16 protein-coding genes are annotated in these 14,673 nt (G+C 66.5%); 8 read left to right on the top strand and 8 right to left on the bottom strand.

Annotated elements, in window-relative coordinates:
- The first annotated feature begins 8 nt into the window (after window positions 1–8).
- Together UU9_RS01630 and UU9_RS01625 are read left to right on the top strand one after the other, a co-directional pair.
- Window positions 9–875 (top strand): TPM domain-containing protein, encoded by an 867-nt coding sequence (locus UU9_RS01630; RefSeq protein ID WP_007079967.1) that lies wholly within the window; start codon window positions 9–11, stop codon window positions 873–875.
- Window positions 875–1,378: a TPM domain-containing protein gene (locus UU9_RS01625; protein ID WP_007079966.1), complete on the top strand. Its 504-nt coding sequence runs from the start codon at window positions 875–877 to the stop codon at window positions 1,376–1,378. Before UU9_RS01630 ends, UU9_RS01625 begins: the two co-directional genes overlap by 1 nt.
- A 61-nt stretch (window positions 1,379–1,439) precedes the next feature.
- Here UU9_RS01625 and UU9_RS01620 read toward each other — a convergent pair whose 3' ends face one another.
- Window positions 1,440–3,395, bottom strand: coding sequence for an alpha/beta hydrolase family protein (locus UU9_RS01620; RefSeq protein ID WP_237710195.1), 1,956 nt, complete (start codon window positions 3,393–3,395; stop codon window positions 1,440–1,442).
- Between the two features lie 215 nt (window positions 3,396–3,610).
- Here UU9_RS01620 and lgt point away from each other — a divergent pair, with 215 nt between their 5' ends.
- A complete protein-coding gene (lgt, locus tag UU9_RS01615) occupies window positions 3,611–4,492 on the top strand; it encodes a prolipoprotein diacylglyceryl transferase (protein WP_007079964.1) in 882 nt (293 codons plus the stop codon).
- A gap of 104 nt (window positions 4,493–4,596) precedes the next feature.
- On the opposite strand, the gene UU9_RS01610 is transcribed toward lgt, so the two are convergent.
- A complete protein-coding gene (locus UU9_RS01610) occupies window positions 4,597–5,613 on the bottom strand; it encodes a TIGR00266 family protein (RefSeq protein WP_007079963.1) in 1,017 nt (338 codons plus the stop codon).
- Between the two features lie 117 nt (window positions 5,614–5,730).
- Between UU9_RS01610 and UU9_RS01605 the strand changes: the two genes are divergently transcribed.
- From UU9_RS01605 to UU9_RS01595, 3 genes are all read left to right on the top strand, one after another.
- Window positions 5,731–6,525 (top strand): thymidylate synthase, encoded by a 795-nt coding sequence (locus tag UU9_RS01605; RefSeq protein ID WP_007079962.1) that lies wholly within the window; start codon window positions 5,731–5,733, stop codon window positions 6,523–6,525.
- A gap of 122 nt (window positions 6,526–6,647) precedes the next feature.
- On the top strand, window positions 6,648–7,133 hold the full coding sequence (locus UU9_RS01600; RefSeq protein ID WP_007079961.1) for a dihydrofolate reductase: 486 nt from the start codon (window positions 6,648–6,650) through the stop codon (window positions 7,131–7,133).
- A 14-nt stretch (window positions 7,134–7,147) separates the two neighbouring features.
- Window positions 7,148–8,095, top strand: a complete 948-nt coding sequence (locus tag UU9_RS01595) for a Nudix family hydrolase (RefSeq protein WP_007079960.1) — start codon at window positions 7,148–7,150, stop codon at window positions 8,093–8,095.
- 114 nt (window positions 8,096–8,209) lie between these two features.
- Here the strand turns inward: UU9_RS01595 and yjgA are convergent, their stop codons facing one another.
- Window positions 8,210–8,776 (bottom strand): ribosome biogenesis factor YjgA, encoded by a 567-nt coding sequence (yjgA, locus tag UU9_RS01590; protein ID WP_007079959.1) that lies wholly within the window; start codon window positions 8,774–8,776, stop codon window positions 8,210–8,212.
- Window positions 8,777–8,795: 19 nt separating this feature from the next.
- Complete coding sequence (locus UU9_RS01585; protein WP_007079958.1) at window positions 8,796–9,014, bottom strand: DUF1653 domain-containing protein; 219 nt, start codon at window positions 9,012–9,014, stop codon at window positions 8,796–8,798.
- Window positions 9,015–9,130: 116 nt separating this feature from the next.
- Between UU9_RS01585 and pmbA the strand changes: the two genes are divergently transcribed.
- Both pmbA and UU9_RS01575 read left to right on the top strand, forming a co-directional pair.
- Window positions 9,131–10,510 (top strand): metalloprotease PmbA, encoded by a 1,380-nt coding sequence (pmbA, locus tag UU9_RS01580; RefSeq protein WP_007079957.1) that lies wholly within the window; start codon window positions 9,131–9,133, stop codon window positions 10,508–10,510.
- Between the two features lie 247 nt (window positions 10,511–10,757).
- Entirely contained in the window at window positions 10,758–11,198 is a 441-nt protein-coding gene (locus UU9_RS01575; RefSeq protein ID WP_040669985.1) for a DUF4870 domain-containing protein, read from the top strand.
- Window positions 11,199–11,269: 71 nt separating this feature from the next.
- On the opposite strand, the gene UU9_RS01570 is transcribed toward UU9_RS01575, so the two are convergent.
- The 4 genes from UU9_RS01570 to UU9_RS01555 form a co-directional block, all read right to left on the bottom strand.
- A complete protein-coding gene (locus UU9_RS01570; RefSeq protein WP_040669944.1) occupies window positions 11,270–12,169 on the bottom strand; it encodes a polyprenyl synthetase family protein in 900 nt (299 codons plus the stop codon).
- Window positions 12,153–12,407 carry an exodeoxyribonuclease VII small subunit gene (locus UU9_RS01565; protein ID WP_007079954.1) on the bottom strand — a complete coding sequence of 85 codons (255 nt, stop codon included), beginning with the start codon at window positions 12,405–12,407 and terminating at the stop codon, window positions 12,153–12,155. The genes UU9_RS01570 and UU9_RS01565 overlap by 17 nt, the downstream gene beginning before the upstream one ends.
- Before the next feature lie 73 nt (window positions 12,408–12,480).
- A complete protein-coding gene (tilS, locus tag UU9_RS01560) occupies window positions 12,481–13,782 on the bottom strand; it encodes a tRNA lysidine(34) synthetase TilS (protein ID WP_007079953.1) in 1,302 nt (433 codons plus the stop codon).
- Window positions 13,779–14,522 (bottom strand): NYN domain-containing protein, encoded by a 744-nt coding sequence (locus tag UU9_RS01555; RefSeq protein WP_007079952.1) that lies wholly within the window; start codon window positions 14,520–14,522, stop codon window positions 13,779–13,781. Before UU9_RS01555 ends, tilS begins: the two co-directional genes overlap by 4 nt.
- Between the last annotated feature and the right edge of the window lie 151 nt (window positions 14,523–14,673).

The raw sequence follows: 14,673 nt of genomic DNA, 5'->3' as shown, positions 1-14,673 counted from the left end.
TCCCGCGCATGCCGCGCTGGTGCGCCGTGCTGGCGCTGATGTTGCTGTGGCCGTTCCTGCTGCAGGCGGCCGATACCGTGCCGCAACTGAAGCGCCACGTCACCGACCTGAGCGGAACACTCACGGCCGCGCAGGTCGACCAGCTCGACCAGCAACTGGTGGCGCTGGAGCGCAGCAAGGGCGCCCAACTGGTGGTGCTGATGGTGCGCAGCACCGGCGAGCAGGACATCGAGAGCTACTCGCTGGCGGTGGCCGAAGCCAACAAGATCGGCCGCAAGGGCACCGATGACGGCGTGCTGCTGCTGGTCGCCCAGGACGATCGCCACGTGCGCATCGAGGTGGGTTACGGCCTGGAAGGTGCCATTCCCGACGCCGCCACGGCGCGCATCATCCGCGAGTACATCGCACCGAAATTTCGCAGCGGTGACTATTTCGGCGGTATCAGCGATGCGGTCGGCGCGCTGACCCAGTTGATCAACGGCGAACCCTTGCCCCCGCCGGTGCAGGGCAACGCCGAGCGCGAGCGGCCCGGCCTCGGCCTGCAGGGCGGCCTGATGATCGGCCTGTTTGCCGCCCTGTTCCTGCGCAACCTGCTGGCGCGTGCGCCGTCGTGGCTGCGTGCGCCGGCGGGCGCGGTGCTGGTCGGCGGGTTGCTGTGGCTGCTGATCTCGATCGGCGCCGGCATCGTGGGCGCGATCATCGGCGGCCTGCTGATGCTGCTGCCCGGGGGCGCGGCCCGCTCGATCGGCCACGGCGGCTGGGGTGGTTTCGGCGGCGGTGGCGGCGGCTTTGGTGGCGGCGGCTTCGGCGGTGGCGGTGGTTTCAGCGGCGGTGGCGGCAGCTTCGGCGGCGGCGGTTCTTCGGGGAGCTGGTGATGGGGCGCATGGTGCGGTTATGGGCAAACCTGTGCGGCGGCTGGTTCCAGTTGCGTCGACGCTTCCCGGCCGCGTTGCTGGACGATATGGCCGCAGCGATCACCGCGGGTGAGCGTACCCACCTGGGCGAGATCCGTTTCGTGGTGGAGTCGCGGCTGGCGCCGCTGGATGTGTTGGCGGGCCTCGACGCGGCGATGCGTGCCCGACAGCTGTTCGCGCAGTTGCGGGTGTGGGACACCGAGCTCAATACAGGCGTGCTGTTCTACGTGCTGATGGCCGAGCACCGCATCGAGATCGTCGTAGACCGTGGCATCGCCGCGACAGTGGCGGCCGGCGAGTGGGATGCGCTCTGCGCGCGCATTCAGCAGCACTACGCCGGCGGGCGATGGCGCGACGGCAGCCTCGAAGGCATCGCTCGCGCCAATGCCCTGCTGGCGCAGCATTTTCCCGGCACCGACCGCGCCAACCCCGACGAGTTGCCGGATCGGCCCGTATTGCTCTGAGCCGAAGTCCGGCGAGACGCCGCCATGGCGACATGGCGGGTTTACCTGACTGGCGTATCGGTCATGCGCCCTTGCCGATGTGCTTTTCCAGAAAAGCCTGCAGACGGTTGTAGAACTCGATGTTGTTCTTCTCGTCGTAGAAACCGTGGCCTTCGCCAGGCTTACTCAGCCATTCGTAGGGTTTGTGCGCGGCATCCAGTGCGGCGCGCATCGCCTTGGCTTGCGCGAACGGTGCGCGCTTGTCGTCCTCGCCGTGGATCAGCAGCACTGGCACGTCGATCTTGTCGGCCAGCTTGTCGGGGGAGTTGGCGGCAAGGTCGGCATCGTCCTTGCCGATCACCGTCTTGAGGTAGCTGCGACCGGACTCGTCGCTCTTGATGTCACCCTTCTTGTACATCATGCCCAGGTCGTAGATACCGGCGTAGCCGACGGCGCACTTGAACATGCCTGGTGCGCGGATGGTGGTCATCATCGCCGAGTAACCGCCGAAACTGCCGCCGTAAACGCAGATACGCTGAGGGTCGGCATATTTCTCGGCAATCGCCCACTTCACGCCATCGATCAGATCCTGCTGGATGCGGGTGCCCCACTTCAGGTAGCCGGCCTCCAGGAAATCCGCGCCACGGCCGCCTGAACTGCGATAGTTCACTTGCAGCACCAGATAGCCGCGATTGGCCAGGAACTGTGCGTCGGTGTCGTAGAACCAATCGTCCTGCACCCCGACCGGGCCACCGTGCGGCAGCAGGACCATCGGCAGGTTGCGCGGATTGACGCCGTTGGGAATCGTCAGGATGGCGTCCAGCTCGACGCCGTCATCGGTCCTGAAATGCAGTGGCCGTCGCTCGGCCATTTTCGTCGGGTTGATCCACGGCGCCACGGCGAACAACTGGGTCACCTTGTAGACGTGCGTGTCGATCAGGAAATAGGTTCCCGGGTCGCGGTCGCTGCTGACCGAAAACAACAGCTTGCCGCCGTCCTCGCTGTAGTTGATGAAATTGACCAGCTTGCCGGGAAACTTCAGGCTGAGCGCCTGGTGCAGCTTGCCTTCCGGCGAGGTGGCGTCGATGTAGGTGACCATCGGCAGGCCGGTGGCGGGTGTCGTGGCAAATGGTCGGTAGGGCAAAGCCGTCCATTGGATATTTCCGATGCTGCTGAAAGCGTCGCTGGCGAGCGTCTTGCGGTTGCCGCCGTCCTTGTCCTGTTCCACCAGTGAAAGCGGTCCACCGCCGCCGTCGTACTTGGCGTAGATGCGCTTCCCGTCCGGGGTGGGGAACAGCGGAGTAAAGCTGCCTCCGATCGTGGCAGGACTCAATTGGAGCCAGCCATGCGGCCCCTGGCGATAGACGACATAATTCCAGCTGTCGTCACGGCCGTACGCATAGACGGCCTGCCCACCGGCGTCCACCATGAAACTCAATCCACCCACGCCGATCTTGCCGATCAGTTTGCGGGTATTTCGGGTTGCGTCGACGTCGTACAGGGTGCTGTAGTCATTGTTGTCCCAGTTCTGCGTAGCCATGTAGAAGTGGCCATTGGCAGGTGTGGGCAATCCGTCCACGAAACCCCAGCCGCGGTCGGTACCGCGCGTCGCCGCCCGCGTGCCGAACTTGCTCTCGAAACCGTACAGGTAATCCTGATGCTTGCCATCGATATCGGTGGCGAGGATCTCGCCGGTGCTTACGGGCTTGTCGATAGAACCGTATTGCTTGCCTTTTTCCACGACCAGCCGGGTATTGCTGACCCACGTGATGCCGGTGGCGAGCTCGTACTTGGGCAGGCGCAGCATGCTTATCGGCCGGGTCATGTCGTCCAGGTCGTAGACCGCCAACGTGTGCGAGTCGCCGTCGATTTCGTTCATGTTTACCGCCAGATGCTTGCCGTCTGGCGAGAGTGTCGGCATGGACAACAATGCGTGACGCGCGAAGTTCTCGACCGGGATCAGGTCGGTCGCTGCAGCGACGGCAGGCAGCAGCAGGCAAAACGCGGACAGTGCTGTCCGCATGACGCGATGAGACATCGGTTTTCCCCTGGTACGTTCCGTGTGAAGGCTTTCGCCGCGACAGGCGTGGCGATCCGGTCGAATGTGTAACTCGCAAACCTGCTATCCGTCCCAGTCCCCGATGGAACCGGTCTGCTTCGGCGGATTCTAGCCACAGTAAAAGGGGCCGGTAAGTGGGTGTCCGCCTATTCGCGGCCCGCTACACTAGGCAATTGTTTGCCAGTCTGGCCGCCATGTCCCAGCCCCACATCGTCGCGTTCGACCCGGTCGCCTTTCAGCTTGGCCCGATCCAGGTCCACTGGTATGGGCTGATGTATCTGCTCGGGTTCTTCTTCGTGGCGGTGCTGGGCGAATACCGCCGCCGTCGCGGTCGTTTGCCGGTGACCCGCGACGCGCTGGGGGATCTGTTTTTCTACGGCATGATGGGCGTGATCGTGGGCGGGCGCGTGTGGTACATGCTGTTCTATTACGAGGGCGGCATCGGCTGGATGTGGCGCGATCCGTTGGCATTGTTCAAGGTGTGGGACGGCGGCATGAGCTTCCACGGCGGTCTGCTGGGCGTGCTGGCCGCGGGCTGGTGGTGGTCGCGGCGACAGAGCCTGCATTTCCTCGACACCATCGATTTCGTGGCGCCGCTGGTGCCGATCGGCCTGGGCCTGGGCCGGCTGGGCAATTTCATCAACGGCGAGCTGTGGGGCAAGCCCACCTCGCTGTCGTGGGCCATGATTTTCCCCAACGCGCATGCGGAAGATGTGGCCTATGCAACCAGCCATCCCGCACTGTGGCCCACCTTGCAGCAATACGGCGGCTTGCCGCGGCATCCGTCGCAGCTGTACGAAATGCTGCTGGAAGGTGCGGTGATGTTCGTCATCGTGTGGCTGGTGTCGTTGAAGCCGCGGCCGCGTTATCTGGTTTCCGGGCTGTTTGCGCTGCTCTACGGTTGTTTCCGCTTCGCGGTGGAATTCGTGCGCGTGCCCGATCCGCAGTTGGGCTACCTGTTCGGTACGTCGTGGGTGACGATGGGGCAGATGCAGTCGCTGCCGTTGATCGTCATCGGCGTGGTGCTGATCGCGATGTCGCGCCGGGCGCCGACGCTGCCGCTGGCAAACGCCTGACGGGCCGCGGATTGTGGGAGCGACTTCAGTCGCGATGCTTCTGCCTTGGAGCCACAGAGCAAGAGCATCGCGACTGAAGTCGCTCCCACATTCAGGGAGAGCCGTCAGAAGTTGCGATCGCCGCCCAGGATGTCGCCCAGGCCGCCGAGGATCGAACCTTCGCCTCGACGCTGACCGCCGCCTTGCGGCGCTGCCGCCAACATGCGGCCGGCCATGCGCGAGAACGGCAGCGACTGCAGCCATACCGTGCCCGGGCCGGTCAGCGTGGCCAGGAACATGCCCTCGCCACCGAACAGCATGCTCTTGATGCCGCCCACCGGATGGACGTCCATGCTGACGCCGTCATGGAACGCCACCACGCAGCCGGTATCCACATCCAGCCGCTCGCCCGCCGCCAGTTCGCGCTGCATCACGGTGCCGCCGGCGTGCACGAAGACCCAGCCGTCGCCTTCGAGCTTCTGCATGATGAAACCCTCGCCGCCGAACAGGCCGGTGAGGATCTTGCGCTGGAAGAAGATGCCCAGTTGCACGCCGCGGGCGCCGGCCAGGAAGGCGTCCTTCTGGCAGATCAGCCGACCGCCATGGTCGGACAGCTTCATCGCCATCACGGTGCCGGGGTAGGGCGCGGCGAACGCCACCTTGGCCTTGCCCTGGCCGCGATGGGTGAACACGGTGGTGAACAGGCTTTCGCCGGTGACCACGCGCTTGCCGGCGGAGAGCAGCTTGTCCATCAGGCCACCGCCGGACTGGCCACTGCTGGCGCCGTCGCCGAACACGGTATCCATCTGCACCGCCGACTCCTTGTACATCAGCGCGCCGGCCTCGGCGATGGCGCTTTCGCCGGGGTCGAGCTCGATCTCCACGAACTGCATGTCGGTGCCCACGATGCGGTAGTCGATCTCGTCCGCGCGGCTGCCGCTCATCGATGGCGGCATCGGCGGTGGCACCAGTGTGGCTTCGTCGGCCAGCGCAGCTACGCTGCGGATCGGTTTCCATTCGGCAAAACCCTCGCTCCAGCAGTAGCCGTCGGGCTGGCGCCGGGCCTGTGCCTTCGCCGCGGTATCGTCGAACGGACCCAACCGCTCGGTGTTCTTGCCGTAACTGAAGTACCACTGCGCCATGGCGTCGCTCTCGTCGTTGGAAAAGCCCGAGTCTAAGCCCCGTTCGGATCACGCGGGAATGGCAAGGAGGCTGGCCCGACGGTTCGCGTACAGGGCGCCGCCACCTATACTTGTCCGATGCGCGCTTATCTCGACCTGCTCCGCCACGTCCTCGACCATGGCACCGAAAAAAGTGATCGCACCGGCACCGGCACGCGCAGCGTGTTCGGCTGGCAGATGCGGTTCGACCTGGCGGAAGGTTTTCCGCTGGTCACCACCAAGAAGCTGCACCTGAAATCGATCGTGCACGAGCTGATCTGGTTCCTGCGTGGCGACACCAATATCGGCTACCTGAAAGAACACGGCGTGCGCATCTGGGATGAGTGGGCCGACTCCGAGGGCAATCTGGGGCCGGTCTACGGCCAGCAGTGGCGGGCGTGGCCCACCGCCGACGGCGAGGCGGTGGACCAGATCCGCTGGGTGGTCGACGAGATCCGCCGCAACCCGGATTCGCGCCGCCTGATCGTCAGCGCCTGGAACGTGGGCGAGCTGCCGAAAATGGCCTTGATGCCTTGCCACACGCTGTTCCAGTTCTACGTGGCCGACGGCAAGCTCAGCTGCCAGCTGTACCAGCGCTCGGGCGACATCTTCCTGGGCGTGCCGTTCAACATCGCCAGCTACGCCTTGCTCACCCACATGGTGGCGCAGGTGTGCGGCCTGCAGGTGGGCGATTTCATCCATACGCTAGGCGATGCGCACCTGTACAACAACCATGTCGAGCAGGCGCGCCTGCAGCTGACGCGAGAGCCGCTGGCGCTGCCGCGGCTGGCATTGAACCCGGCCGTGCGCGAGCTGGGCACGTTCCGTTACGAGGACATCGTCATCGAGGATTACGCATCGCATCCGGCGATCAAGGCGCCGGTGGCGGTATAGCGGTTCGACGAGGCGCGTGGCATCACCGCGACCGTGTTCATCGCTAGAATGGTGATGCCAAGCACCGTGCCTGCCGCAGGCTCCTGCCCGATCACCAAACTTTTGCATCCTGGAGTTTCTTCATGGCCATATCGCTGATTGCGGCACTCGACGAGAACTTTGCCATTGGCCGCAACGGCCAGTTGCCCTGGCATCTGCCGGACGACCTGCGCTGGTTCAAGCAGCTGACCGTGGGCAAGCATGTGCTGATGGGTTACAACACGGCCGTATCGATCGGCCGCACCCTGCCGGATCGCACCAACCTGGTGTTGTCGCGCAAGCACGAGGCACCGTTTCCCGGCCAGATCACCGTGCGCTCGGTGGAAGAGGCGCAAGCGCTTTGCGGCACCGGGTTGATGGTGATCGGCGGCGGCCAGGTCTTTTCCGAGGCGATGCCCAAGGCACGCCGCATGTATCTCACCTGGGTCGGCGCCGCCATCGATGGCGCCGACGCGTTCTTCCCCGGCGTGCATTTCAGCGAGTGGACCGAGGTGTCGCGCGTGCACCACGCGGCGGATGCGGAGCATGCCTACGCCTTCGACATGGTCGAATACCTGCGCAACAGCTGAGCCGGGTCGCCGTCGTGCACGTGGTCGCGGCCGCGCTGATCGACGCCGATGGCCGCTTGCTGCTGGCCCAGCGCCCGCCGGGCAAGCACTTGGCCGGCGCCTGGGAATTTCCCGGAGGCAAGCTCGAAGCGGGCGAGACGCCGCTGGCGGCGCTGGTGCGCGAACTCGACGAGGAGCTGGGCGTGGCCGTGGAACAGGCCGCGCCGCTGATCCGCATTCCCTGGCGTTACAACCACCACGAGCTGTTGCTCGATGCCTGGCGCGTCACCCGCTGGCGCGGCGAACCGCGATCACTGGAAGGCCAGGCGCTGCGCTGGCAATTGCCGGCCGATGTCGACCCGGCGCACCTGGCACCGGCCGATCGTCCGCTGTTGCAGGCGTTGCGATTGCCCGCAAGGTATCCCATCACCCCGGCCGATGTGCCACTGGCCCAGCGCGATCATTGGCGCGAACGGCTGGCCGCCGCCATCGTGCGCGGCGAACGCTTGCTGCAACTTCGCCTGCCGCTGTGGCCGCGCGCTGCGGTGCGTGAACTGGCGGTGGATTTGTTGCCGCTTGCCGAACGGCACGGCGCCCGACTGTTGTTGAATGAGGATGTCGGTGGCGCACGTGCGCTGGGCATCGGCGTGCATCTGAAAGCGGCGCAATTGATTCCCCTGGCGGAGCGCCCATTGCCATGGCGTCAGTTGATCGCGGCCAGTTGCCATGATGCGGAAGAGCTGGCCCGCGCCGTGGCATTGGGGGCGGATTTCGCCACCTTGTCACCGGTCGCCACGACCGCCAGCCATCCGGCTGCCGCGCCGCTGGGTTGGCCGGCGTTTCACACGCTGGCTGAAGCGGCGGCATTGCCGGTTTATGCGCTGGGTGGCATGGATCCGTTGATGTCGCAGGAAGCGTGCGCGGCGGGGGCGCAGGGCGTGGCGGGTATCGGCGGCTTCTGGCTGGATACCGCGAATCGGTAGCAGCCGCTGGGGAAGGGTTCTGTGGGAGCGGCTTCAGCCGCGATGCTCTTGCTTTGGTCTGGAGCAAAAGCGTCGCGGCTGAACCCGCTCCCGCAATGAAAGAAAAAAGCGGTTCTACACCGCTTCCTCCGACGCCGGGTCGCCATCACCGTCAGCGGTCAATTCCTTCAGCAACTGGAAAATCTCGCGGTAGGCGCGCGGCGGCTTGTTGCCGTCGCGCTCGCTGCGGGCCCGGCGAATCAGCGAGCGCAGGTGCTGCCTGTCCAGGCCCGGATGCTGCGTGATCAGCGCCGACAGGGCGTTTTCGTCCTCGCCCAGCAACTGCTCGCGCAGCGCTTCCAGCCGGTGCATGGCGGCTTTTTCCTGGCGTTGGCGATCGCGGTTTTCGCCCAGTTCGGCGCGCACCGACTCGAACGCCTCGTCGCCATGCCGACGCATGATCTTGGCCAGGTAGGCCAGCTGCCGCTTGTGCGCGATGTGGGCGGTGATGCGGCGCGTGGTGGCCACCTCGTCGCGCACGTCATCGGGCAACTGCAGCTTGGCCAGCCGGGTGGGCGGCAGCTCCACCAGCTGCCGGGCCAGGGTCAACGTGGCCAGCGCCTCGCGGCGCTGCTGGGTGCGGCTGGGGCCGTAGTCCTCGTCGGACAGTTCGGTCTGGTTGCGGCTGCGGCTGGGGCTCACGGTGTCATCCTGTAATGGGTCAGGCGTCGGCCTGTTCGAGGGTGAAGCGCGCCACCGGCGCACCGTCCACCTCGATGATTTCGCTGAACATCGCGGCCGGTCGTACCCACAGGCCGCGCTCGCCGTAGAGCGCCTGGTAGACGACCAGCGGCTCCATTGTCTCGCTGTGGCGGGCGGTGCCCAGCACGCGATACGGCTGGCCCTTGTAGTGGCGGTAGACGCCGGCGACCACGGTCATGGCGGTTTCCTGCTTTCGGCTGGCGCGCTTTTCATTTGGCCGCGTCGACCCCATGTCGGGCAGTCGAACGGTTGCGAACCGTGCATTCTACCCTCTTCAATTTGCAGGAAACCGATGTGAGCGAAGTTACCAGCCAGGATCGCAGCACCCGCGACAGCAGCCAGCAGGATCTGGACCGCTTGGCCGAACTGGCCGAGGACGTGATCCGTCGCGCCCGCGCCGCCGGTGCCAGCCAGGCTGAGGTGGCCGCCAGCATCGATACCGGCCTCAGCGTGAACGTGCGCCTGGGTGAGGTGGAAACGGTGGAGCACACGCGCGACCGCGGCTTCGGGCTGACCGTGTATTTCGGCCAGCGCAAGGGTTCGGCCAGCACCGCCGACCTGCATCCCGATTCGCTGCAGGCCACGCTGGACCAGGCCTGCGCCATCGCCCGCTATACCGAGGAGGATCCCGCCGCCGGCCTGGCCGATCCCGCGCGCATGGCCGATAGCTTTCCTGACCTGGACACCTGGCATCCGTGGGACATCGACACCGCGCAGGCGATCGCGCTGGGCATCGAGATCGAGGAAGCCGGCCGCGCCCATGCAGGCATCACCAACTCCGACGGCGCCGGCGTGCAGGCCGGGCAGGGGCTTTCGGTGTACGCCAACTCGCATGGTTTCGTGGGCCGCGAACGCGGCACGCGGCATTCGTTGTCGCTGTCGCTGATTGCCGGCGACGACGACGGCATGCAGCGCGACTACTGGTACGACAGCGTACGCGCGGCCGGCGATTTCATCAGCGCCAGGGCGCTGGGCGACAAGGCCGCCGAGCGCACGCTGGCGCGGATGGGCGCGCGCAGCCTGTCCACGCGGCAATGCCCGGTGCTGTTCGCGCCGGAGCTGGCGCGCGGGCTGATCGGCCACCTGCTGAGTGCGGTGAGTGGCGGCGCGCTGTATCGCCGGGCCAGTTTCCTGCTCGATCACGTGGGCAAGCCGGTGATGCCGGCCTGGCTCAATATCAACGAGCGGCCGCGACTGCCGCGCGGCCAGGGTTCGGCCAATTTCGACGCCGAAGGTGTGGCCACGCGCGACAGCGCGCTGGTCGAAGGCGGCGTGCTGGCGCGCTATGTGCTGGGCAGCTATTCGGCACGCAAGCTGGGGTTGGCCTCCACCGGCAATGCCGGCGGCGTCCACAACCTGGTGGTGGATGCGGGCAGCGCCGACCAGTCGCGCCACGATTTCGCCAGCATGCTGCAGCGCCTGGGTACCGGCCTGCTGGTGACCGAGGTGATGGGCCAGGGTGTGTCCACCATCACCGGCGACTATTCGCGCGGCGCAGCGGGTTTCTGGGTGGAGAACGGCGTGATCGCCTATCCGGTGGAGGAGGTCACCATCGCCGCCAACCTGCGCGACATGTTCGCCGGCATCGTGGCGGTGGGCACGGATGTGGATCCGCGCTCGCACATCCTCACCGGCTCGATCCTGGTGGAGCGGATGACGGTGGCGGGAGAGTAGGGGCCGCAAAGCTGACCGCCCGGGAAGTGGGGTTGGCGAAAGGGCGGAGACAAGATCAAAAGCGACCCCTCCCCAGCCCTTCCCTGCGAGCAGGGGAGGGAGCAAGAGCGCGGCGAGGCCGGGTTGCGCGGGGCGGAGGGCTATGCCGCAAGTTCACTCGGCAAAGCGGGCAAGGCTTGCTAGCATCCACGCAACCGGCATTCGCCGGCAGGTTCCCAACGCACGTACTTGACCGAAGGAGATGCGCATGAGCGTTCCACCCGAGTCCGTCGTTCCGCCGCCGCCAGGCGAGCCGCCACCGCCACCGTCTTTCGACGATGAGCCCTCTGGGTTGCCATCGCGGGAGGAGCGCCAGTGGGCGATGTTTGCGCATCTGGCTGCCTTGCTGGGCGGTCTGGTCACCAGCCAGTTTTTGGGGCTGGGCTGCATCCTTGGCCCGTTGATCATCTGGCTGGTGAAGAAGGACAGCATGCCCTTCGTCGATGACCAGGGTAAGGAAGCGCTGAACTTCAACATCACCGTCGCCATCGCCGCGCTGGTCTGCGGCGTGCTGATGTTCGTCCTGATCGGTTTCGTGTTGCTGCCGCTGCTGGGCATCGCCTGGCTGGTTTTCGTCATCCTGGCGGCGATCAAGGCGAACGAGGGCGTGCGTTACCGTTATCCGTTCACGCTGCGGCTGATCAAGTAAGTCGTGCGGGACAAGCGAAAAAGGCAGCCGCGAGGCTGCCTTTTTCGTGTGCGAAGTTCGACCGCCGCGCGCTAGCTGGCGCGCTGTGCGGCGTAGTGGGCAAGTTCCCGCAGCAAGGCGCCGCGTTCGCCCAGCGGGCTGATGGCCGCCAGTGCAGCGTTGGTCAGCTCGGCCAGCCGCGCGCGCGAGGCGTCGAGGCCGATGATCGAGGGGAAGGTGGGCTTGCCGGCCGCTGCATCCTTGCCGGCGGTCTTGCCGATCACGATGGACTCGCCCTCCACGTCCAGGATGTCGTCGCGCACCTGGAACGCCAGACCCACGGCGTTGGCGTAATCATCCAGCGCCTGCAGCACGTCGGCATCGCCACCCGCGGCCAGCGCACCGAGTCGCACCGAGGCGCGGATCAGCGCGCCGGTCTTGCAGGCGTGCATGTGTTCGAGCTGGGCCAGCGTCAGCGGCTGTCCCACGGCGGCGAGATCCAGTGCCTGGCCGCCGGCCATGCCTTCCGCACCGCAGGCGCGGCCGAGCGTGCGCAGCATGGCCATGCCGGTGGCGGGATCGGTCTGGCGGGTGGTGTCCTCGGCCAGGATCTCGAACGCCAGCGCCTGCAGCGCATCGCCGGCCAGGATCGCCATCGCCTCGCCGAACACGACATGGCAGGTAGGTCGGCCGCGGCGCAGCGCGTCGTCGTCCATCGCGGGCAGGTCGTCGTGCACCAGCGAATAGGCGTGGATCAATTCGACCGCGCAGGCGGCCGCATCGAGTTGTGGACCGTCTTCGCCCAGTGCCTGCGCGGTGGCGTACACCAGCAGCGGGCGCAGCCGTTTGCCGCCGCCGAGCACGGCGTAGCGCATCGCGCGGTGCAGGTCGGCGGGGGACTGGTCGGCAGGCGGCAGGCGGTGATCCAGCGCCTGTTCGGCGCGCAGGATCAGCGCTTGCAGGGCGGGGCCCAACTCAGAATTCGGGTTCAAACGGCTGGGCGTTGTCGGGGGCATCGGGATCAAGCAGCAGGCGCACGCGCAACTCGGCCTGCTCCAGCGACTGCTGGCAGTGGCGGTACAGGCCGATGCCGCGCTCGAAGGAGGTCAGCGATTCGTCCAGACTCAGTTCGCCACCTTCCATCCGCGCCACCAGTTGCTCCAGCTCATCCAGCGAATGCTCGAAGTCGGCGGCGGGTGGTGTTGCGGGTGCGGGAGCGGTCTTGGCCATGGCCCGCAACGCTAACGCAGTGACTGCAGGGAATCAATCGGTGTGAGCACGCGCCGCGGGCGCGTGTGGGCTTTCAGCGACCGGGTCGCCACTGCGGTCGTCCACCGGCTTGCTGGAAAAGTGCTGCGCCGCTGGCGCTGGTCCAGCGGTCGGCAACGGCCACCAGTTCGTTGTCGACATACAGCAGCGGACAGGCCGGGCGACGCCAGGGCGGCATCATGTCCTGCTGGAACAGGTCGCGCAATTCGCGCGTGTGCGCATCGCCCGCTGGTTTGATCCGTTCGCCACCGCGGCGCAGGCGCACGGTGATCGGCGGGTCCAGCTGTGCACTTTGCGGCAGACGCAGTTCACCGCCGTCGGGCAGATGCAGGGGTTCGCCGCGCCACTCGGTTTGCCATTGCGGGTCGATGTTTGCCGCTGGCGGCACGCTCCAGAGACGTCCCCGCCAGATATGCAACTCCGTGCCGGGCCAGCGGATGCAGGGCAGTTTTCCGGGCCGCGATTCGCGCAGTTGCCGTTCGATCTGCTGGCGCTGCGCCGTGGTGGGCGCGGTCAGGCCGCGCGCATGCAGCCAGTGATCGAGCAGCGGATCGCGCAGCGCCGGCACGAGAGCGAGCCAGACCTGGCCGTCGAGGCTGTCGGTGGCCGGATCGCGCAGGCGTTCCAGCGCCTCCAGCCATTGCGAGCGCAAGGCGTCGGCGGCGGCGCGACTCAGCGCGGCGCTGTGCAGGATCGAATCGGCCGCCTGCGGCCAGTGGCCTTGCAGCCGCGGCAGGATTTCGTGGCGCAGGTAGTTGCGTGCCAGATGGATGTCGGCATTGCTGGGGTCTTCGATGAACGCCAGCCCGTGCGCCTCAACGTAGGCGCGCAGTGATGCCCGCGGCACGTCCAGCATCGGCCGCCACAGTTGGCCCTGGCCAAGCGGCCGCAACGTACGCATCGCGCCGAGCCCATCGGGACCGGCGCCGCGCAGGAGTTTCAGCAGTACGGTTTCCACCTGGTCGTCGCGATGGTGGGCCAGCACCAGCCGTTCGCCCTCGCGCAGGTGCGTGGCGAATGCCTGGTGACGGGCGCGTCGGGCCGCCGCTTCCAATCCGTCGCCACGGCCGCCCTCGACCTGCACGCGCGCCACCTCGCAAGGCACGCCCCATGCCTCGCCGAGCCGCTGGCAGTGCGCGGCCCAGGCCTCGCTGTCGCGCTGCAAGCCGTGGTTGACGTGCAAGGCCCGCAGGCCGTTCGCACGCGCCTGTGGCAGTTGCGCCAGCGCGTGCAGCAGGGCGGTGGAATCGGCGCCGCCACTGAACCCCACGCACAGCGGCGCCGGTTCGATCGCCGCCAGGCTGGCGGCGAGATGTTGCTGCAGGGCGTCGCTCATTTCTTGCCGTGCGACCGCACGTAGATGTGCTTGCCGTTGCCGACCTGCCGCTCCTCGGTGTCGAACAGGCCGATGGCACCGATCAGCCCGCTGAGTTTGGCGTAGCCGTAATTGCGCGAGTCGAACTCCGGTGCACGCTTGCTCACCATGCTGCCCACCGCGCCAAGCCCGGCCCAGCCGGTGTCGTCCGCGGCGGCGCCCAGGGCTTCGCGCAACAGGTTGAGCAGGCGCGAGTCCTGGCGCAGCTCCTGGGTGGTTTTCCGATGCGGCGCGTCGTCGGTTTTCTCGGGGCTTTCATCTGCTTCGCGCAGCACGTCGGTGTAGACGAACTTGTCGCAGGCCGCCACGAACGGCGTGGGCGTCTTGCGTTCGCCGAAGCCGTAGACGAACAGGCCCGATTCGCGGATGCGCCCGGCCAGCCGGGTGAAATCGCTGTCGCTGGAGACGATGCAGAAGCCGTCGAAGCGATTGGTGTAAAGCAGGTCCATCGCATCGATGATCATCGCCGAGTCGGTGGCATTCTTGCCGCTGGTGTAGCCGAACTGCTGGATCGGCTGGATCGACTGGGTCAGCAACTGGTCCTTCCAGCCACGCAGTTGCGGGCTGGTCCAGTCACCGTAGGCGCGCTTCACATGCGCGGTGCCGTACTTGGCGACCTCCGCCAGCAGGCCTTCGGCCAGCGACGGCTGCGCGTTGTCGGCGTCGATCAGTACGGCAAGTTTGGACGCGTCATGGGCCATGGTGGATATCCATCGGTGGGATTACCGATCGTAGCGCCCAAGGCTGGCTGAGGGGTGCTGTGGGAGCGGCTTCAGCCGCGATGCCTTTGCTCCGGTGCAACGAAACAACAACAGCATCGCGGCTGAAGCCGCTCCCACATACGGACACACC

The organism is Rhodanobacter fulvus Jip2, from assembly GCF_000264315.1.
Classification (GTDB): domain Bacteria; phylum Pseudomonadota; class Gammaproteobacteria; order Xanthomonadales; family Rhodanobacteraceae; genus Rhodanobacter; species Rhodanobacter fulvus.
This window is presented reverse-complemented; position numbering and strand designations above follow the sequence as displayed.

What these genes read in the sequence shown, in the direction of transcription:
- UU9_RS01605 (WP_007079962.1), top strand. Translation starts at nt 5,731, where the DNA reads ATGCGCGCTTATCTCGACCTGCTCCGCCACGTCCTCGACCATGGCACC.
- UU9_RS01585 (WP_007079958.1), bottom strand. Translation starts at nt 9,014, where the DNA reads ATGACCGTGGTCGCCGGCGTCTACCGCCACTACAAGGGCCAGCCGTAT.
- UU9_RS01600 (WP_007079961.1), top strand. Translation starts at nt 6,648, where the DNA reads ATGGCCATATCGCTGATTGCGGCACTCGACGAGAACTTTGCCATTGGC.
- UU9_RS01630 (WP_007079967.1), top strand. Translation starts at nt 9, where the DNA reads ATGCCGCGCTGGTGCGCCGTGCTGGCGCTGATGTTGCTGTGGCCGTTC.
- UU9_RS01555 (WP_007079952.1), bottom strand. Translation starts at nt 14,522, where the DNA reads ATGGCCCATGACGCGTCCAAACTTGCCGTACTGATCGACGCCGACAAC.
- UU9_RS01565 (WP_007079954.1), bottom strand. Translation starts at nt 12,407, where the DNA reads ATGGCCAAGACCGCTCCCGCACCCGCAACACCACCCGCCGCCGACTTC.
- UU9_RS01575 (WP_040669985.1), top strand. Translation starts at nt 10,758, where the DNA reads ATGAGCGTTCCACCCGAGTCCGTCGTTCCGCCGCCGCCAGGCGAGCCG.
- UU9_RS01610 (WP_007079963.1), bottom strand. Translation starts at nt 5,613, where the DNA reads ATGGCGCAGTGGTACTTCAGTTACGGCAAGAACACCGAGCGGTTGGGT.
- UU9_RS01625 (WP_007079966.1), top strand. Translation starts at nt 875, where the DNA reads ATGGGGCGCATGGTGCGGTTATGGGCAAACCTGTGCGGCGGCTGGTTC.
- tilS (WP_007079953.1), bottom strand. Translation starts at nt 13,782, where the DNA reads ATGAGCGACGCCCTGCAGCAACATCTCGCCGCCAGCCTGGCGGCGATC.
- UU9_RS01620 (WP_237710195.1), bottom strand. Translation starts at nt 3,395, where the DNA reads ATGTCTCATCGCGTCATGCGGACAGCACTGTCCGCGTTTTGCCTGCTG.
- lgt (WP_007079964.1), top strand. Translation starts at nt 3,611, where the DNA reads ATGTCCCAGCCCCACATCGTCGCGTTCGACCCGGTCGCCTTTCAGCTT.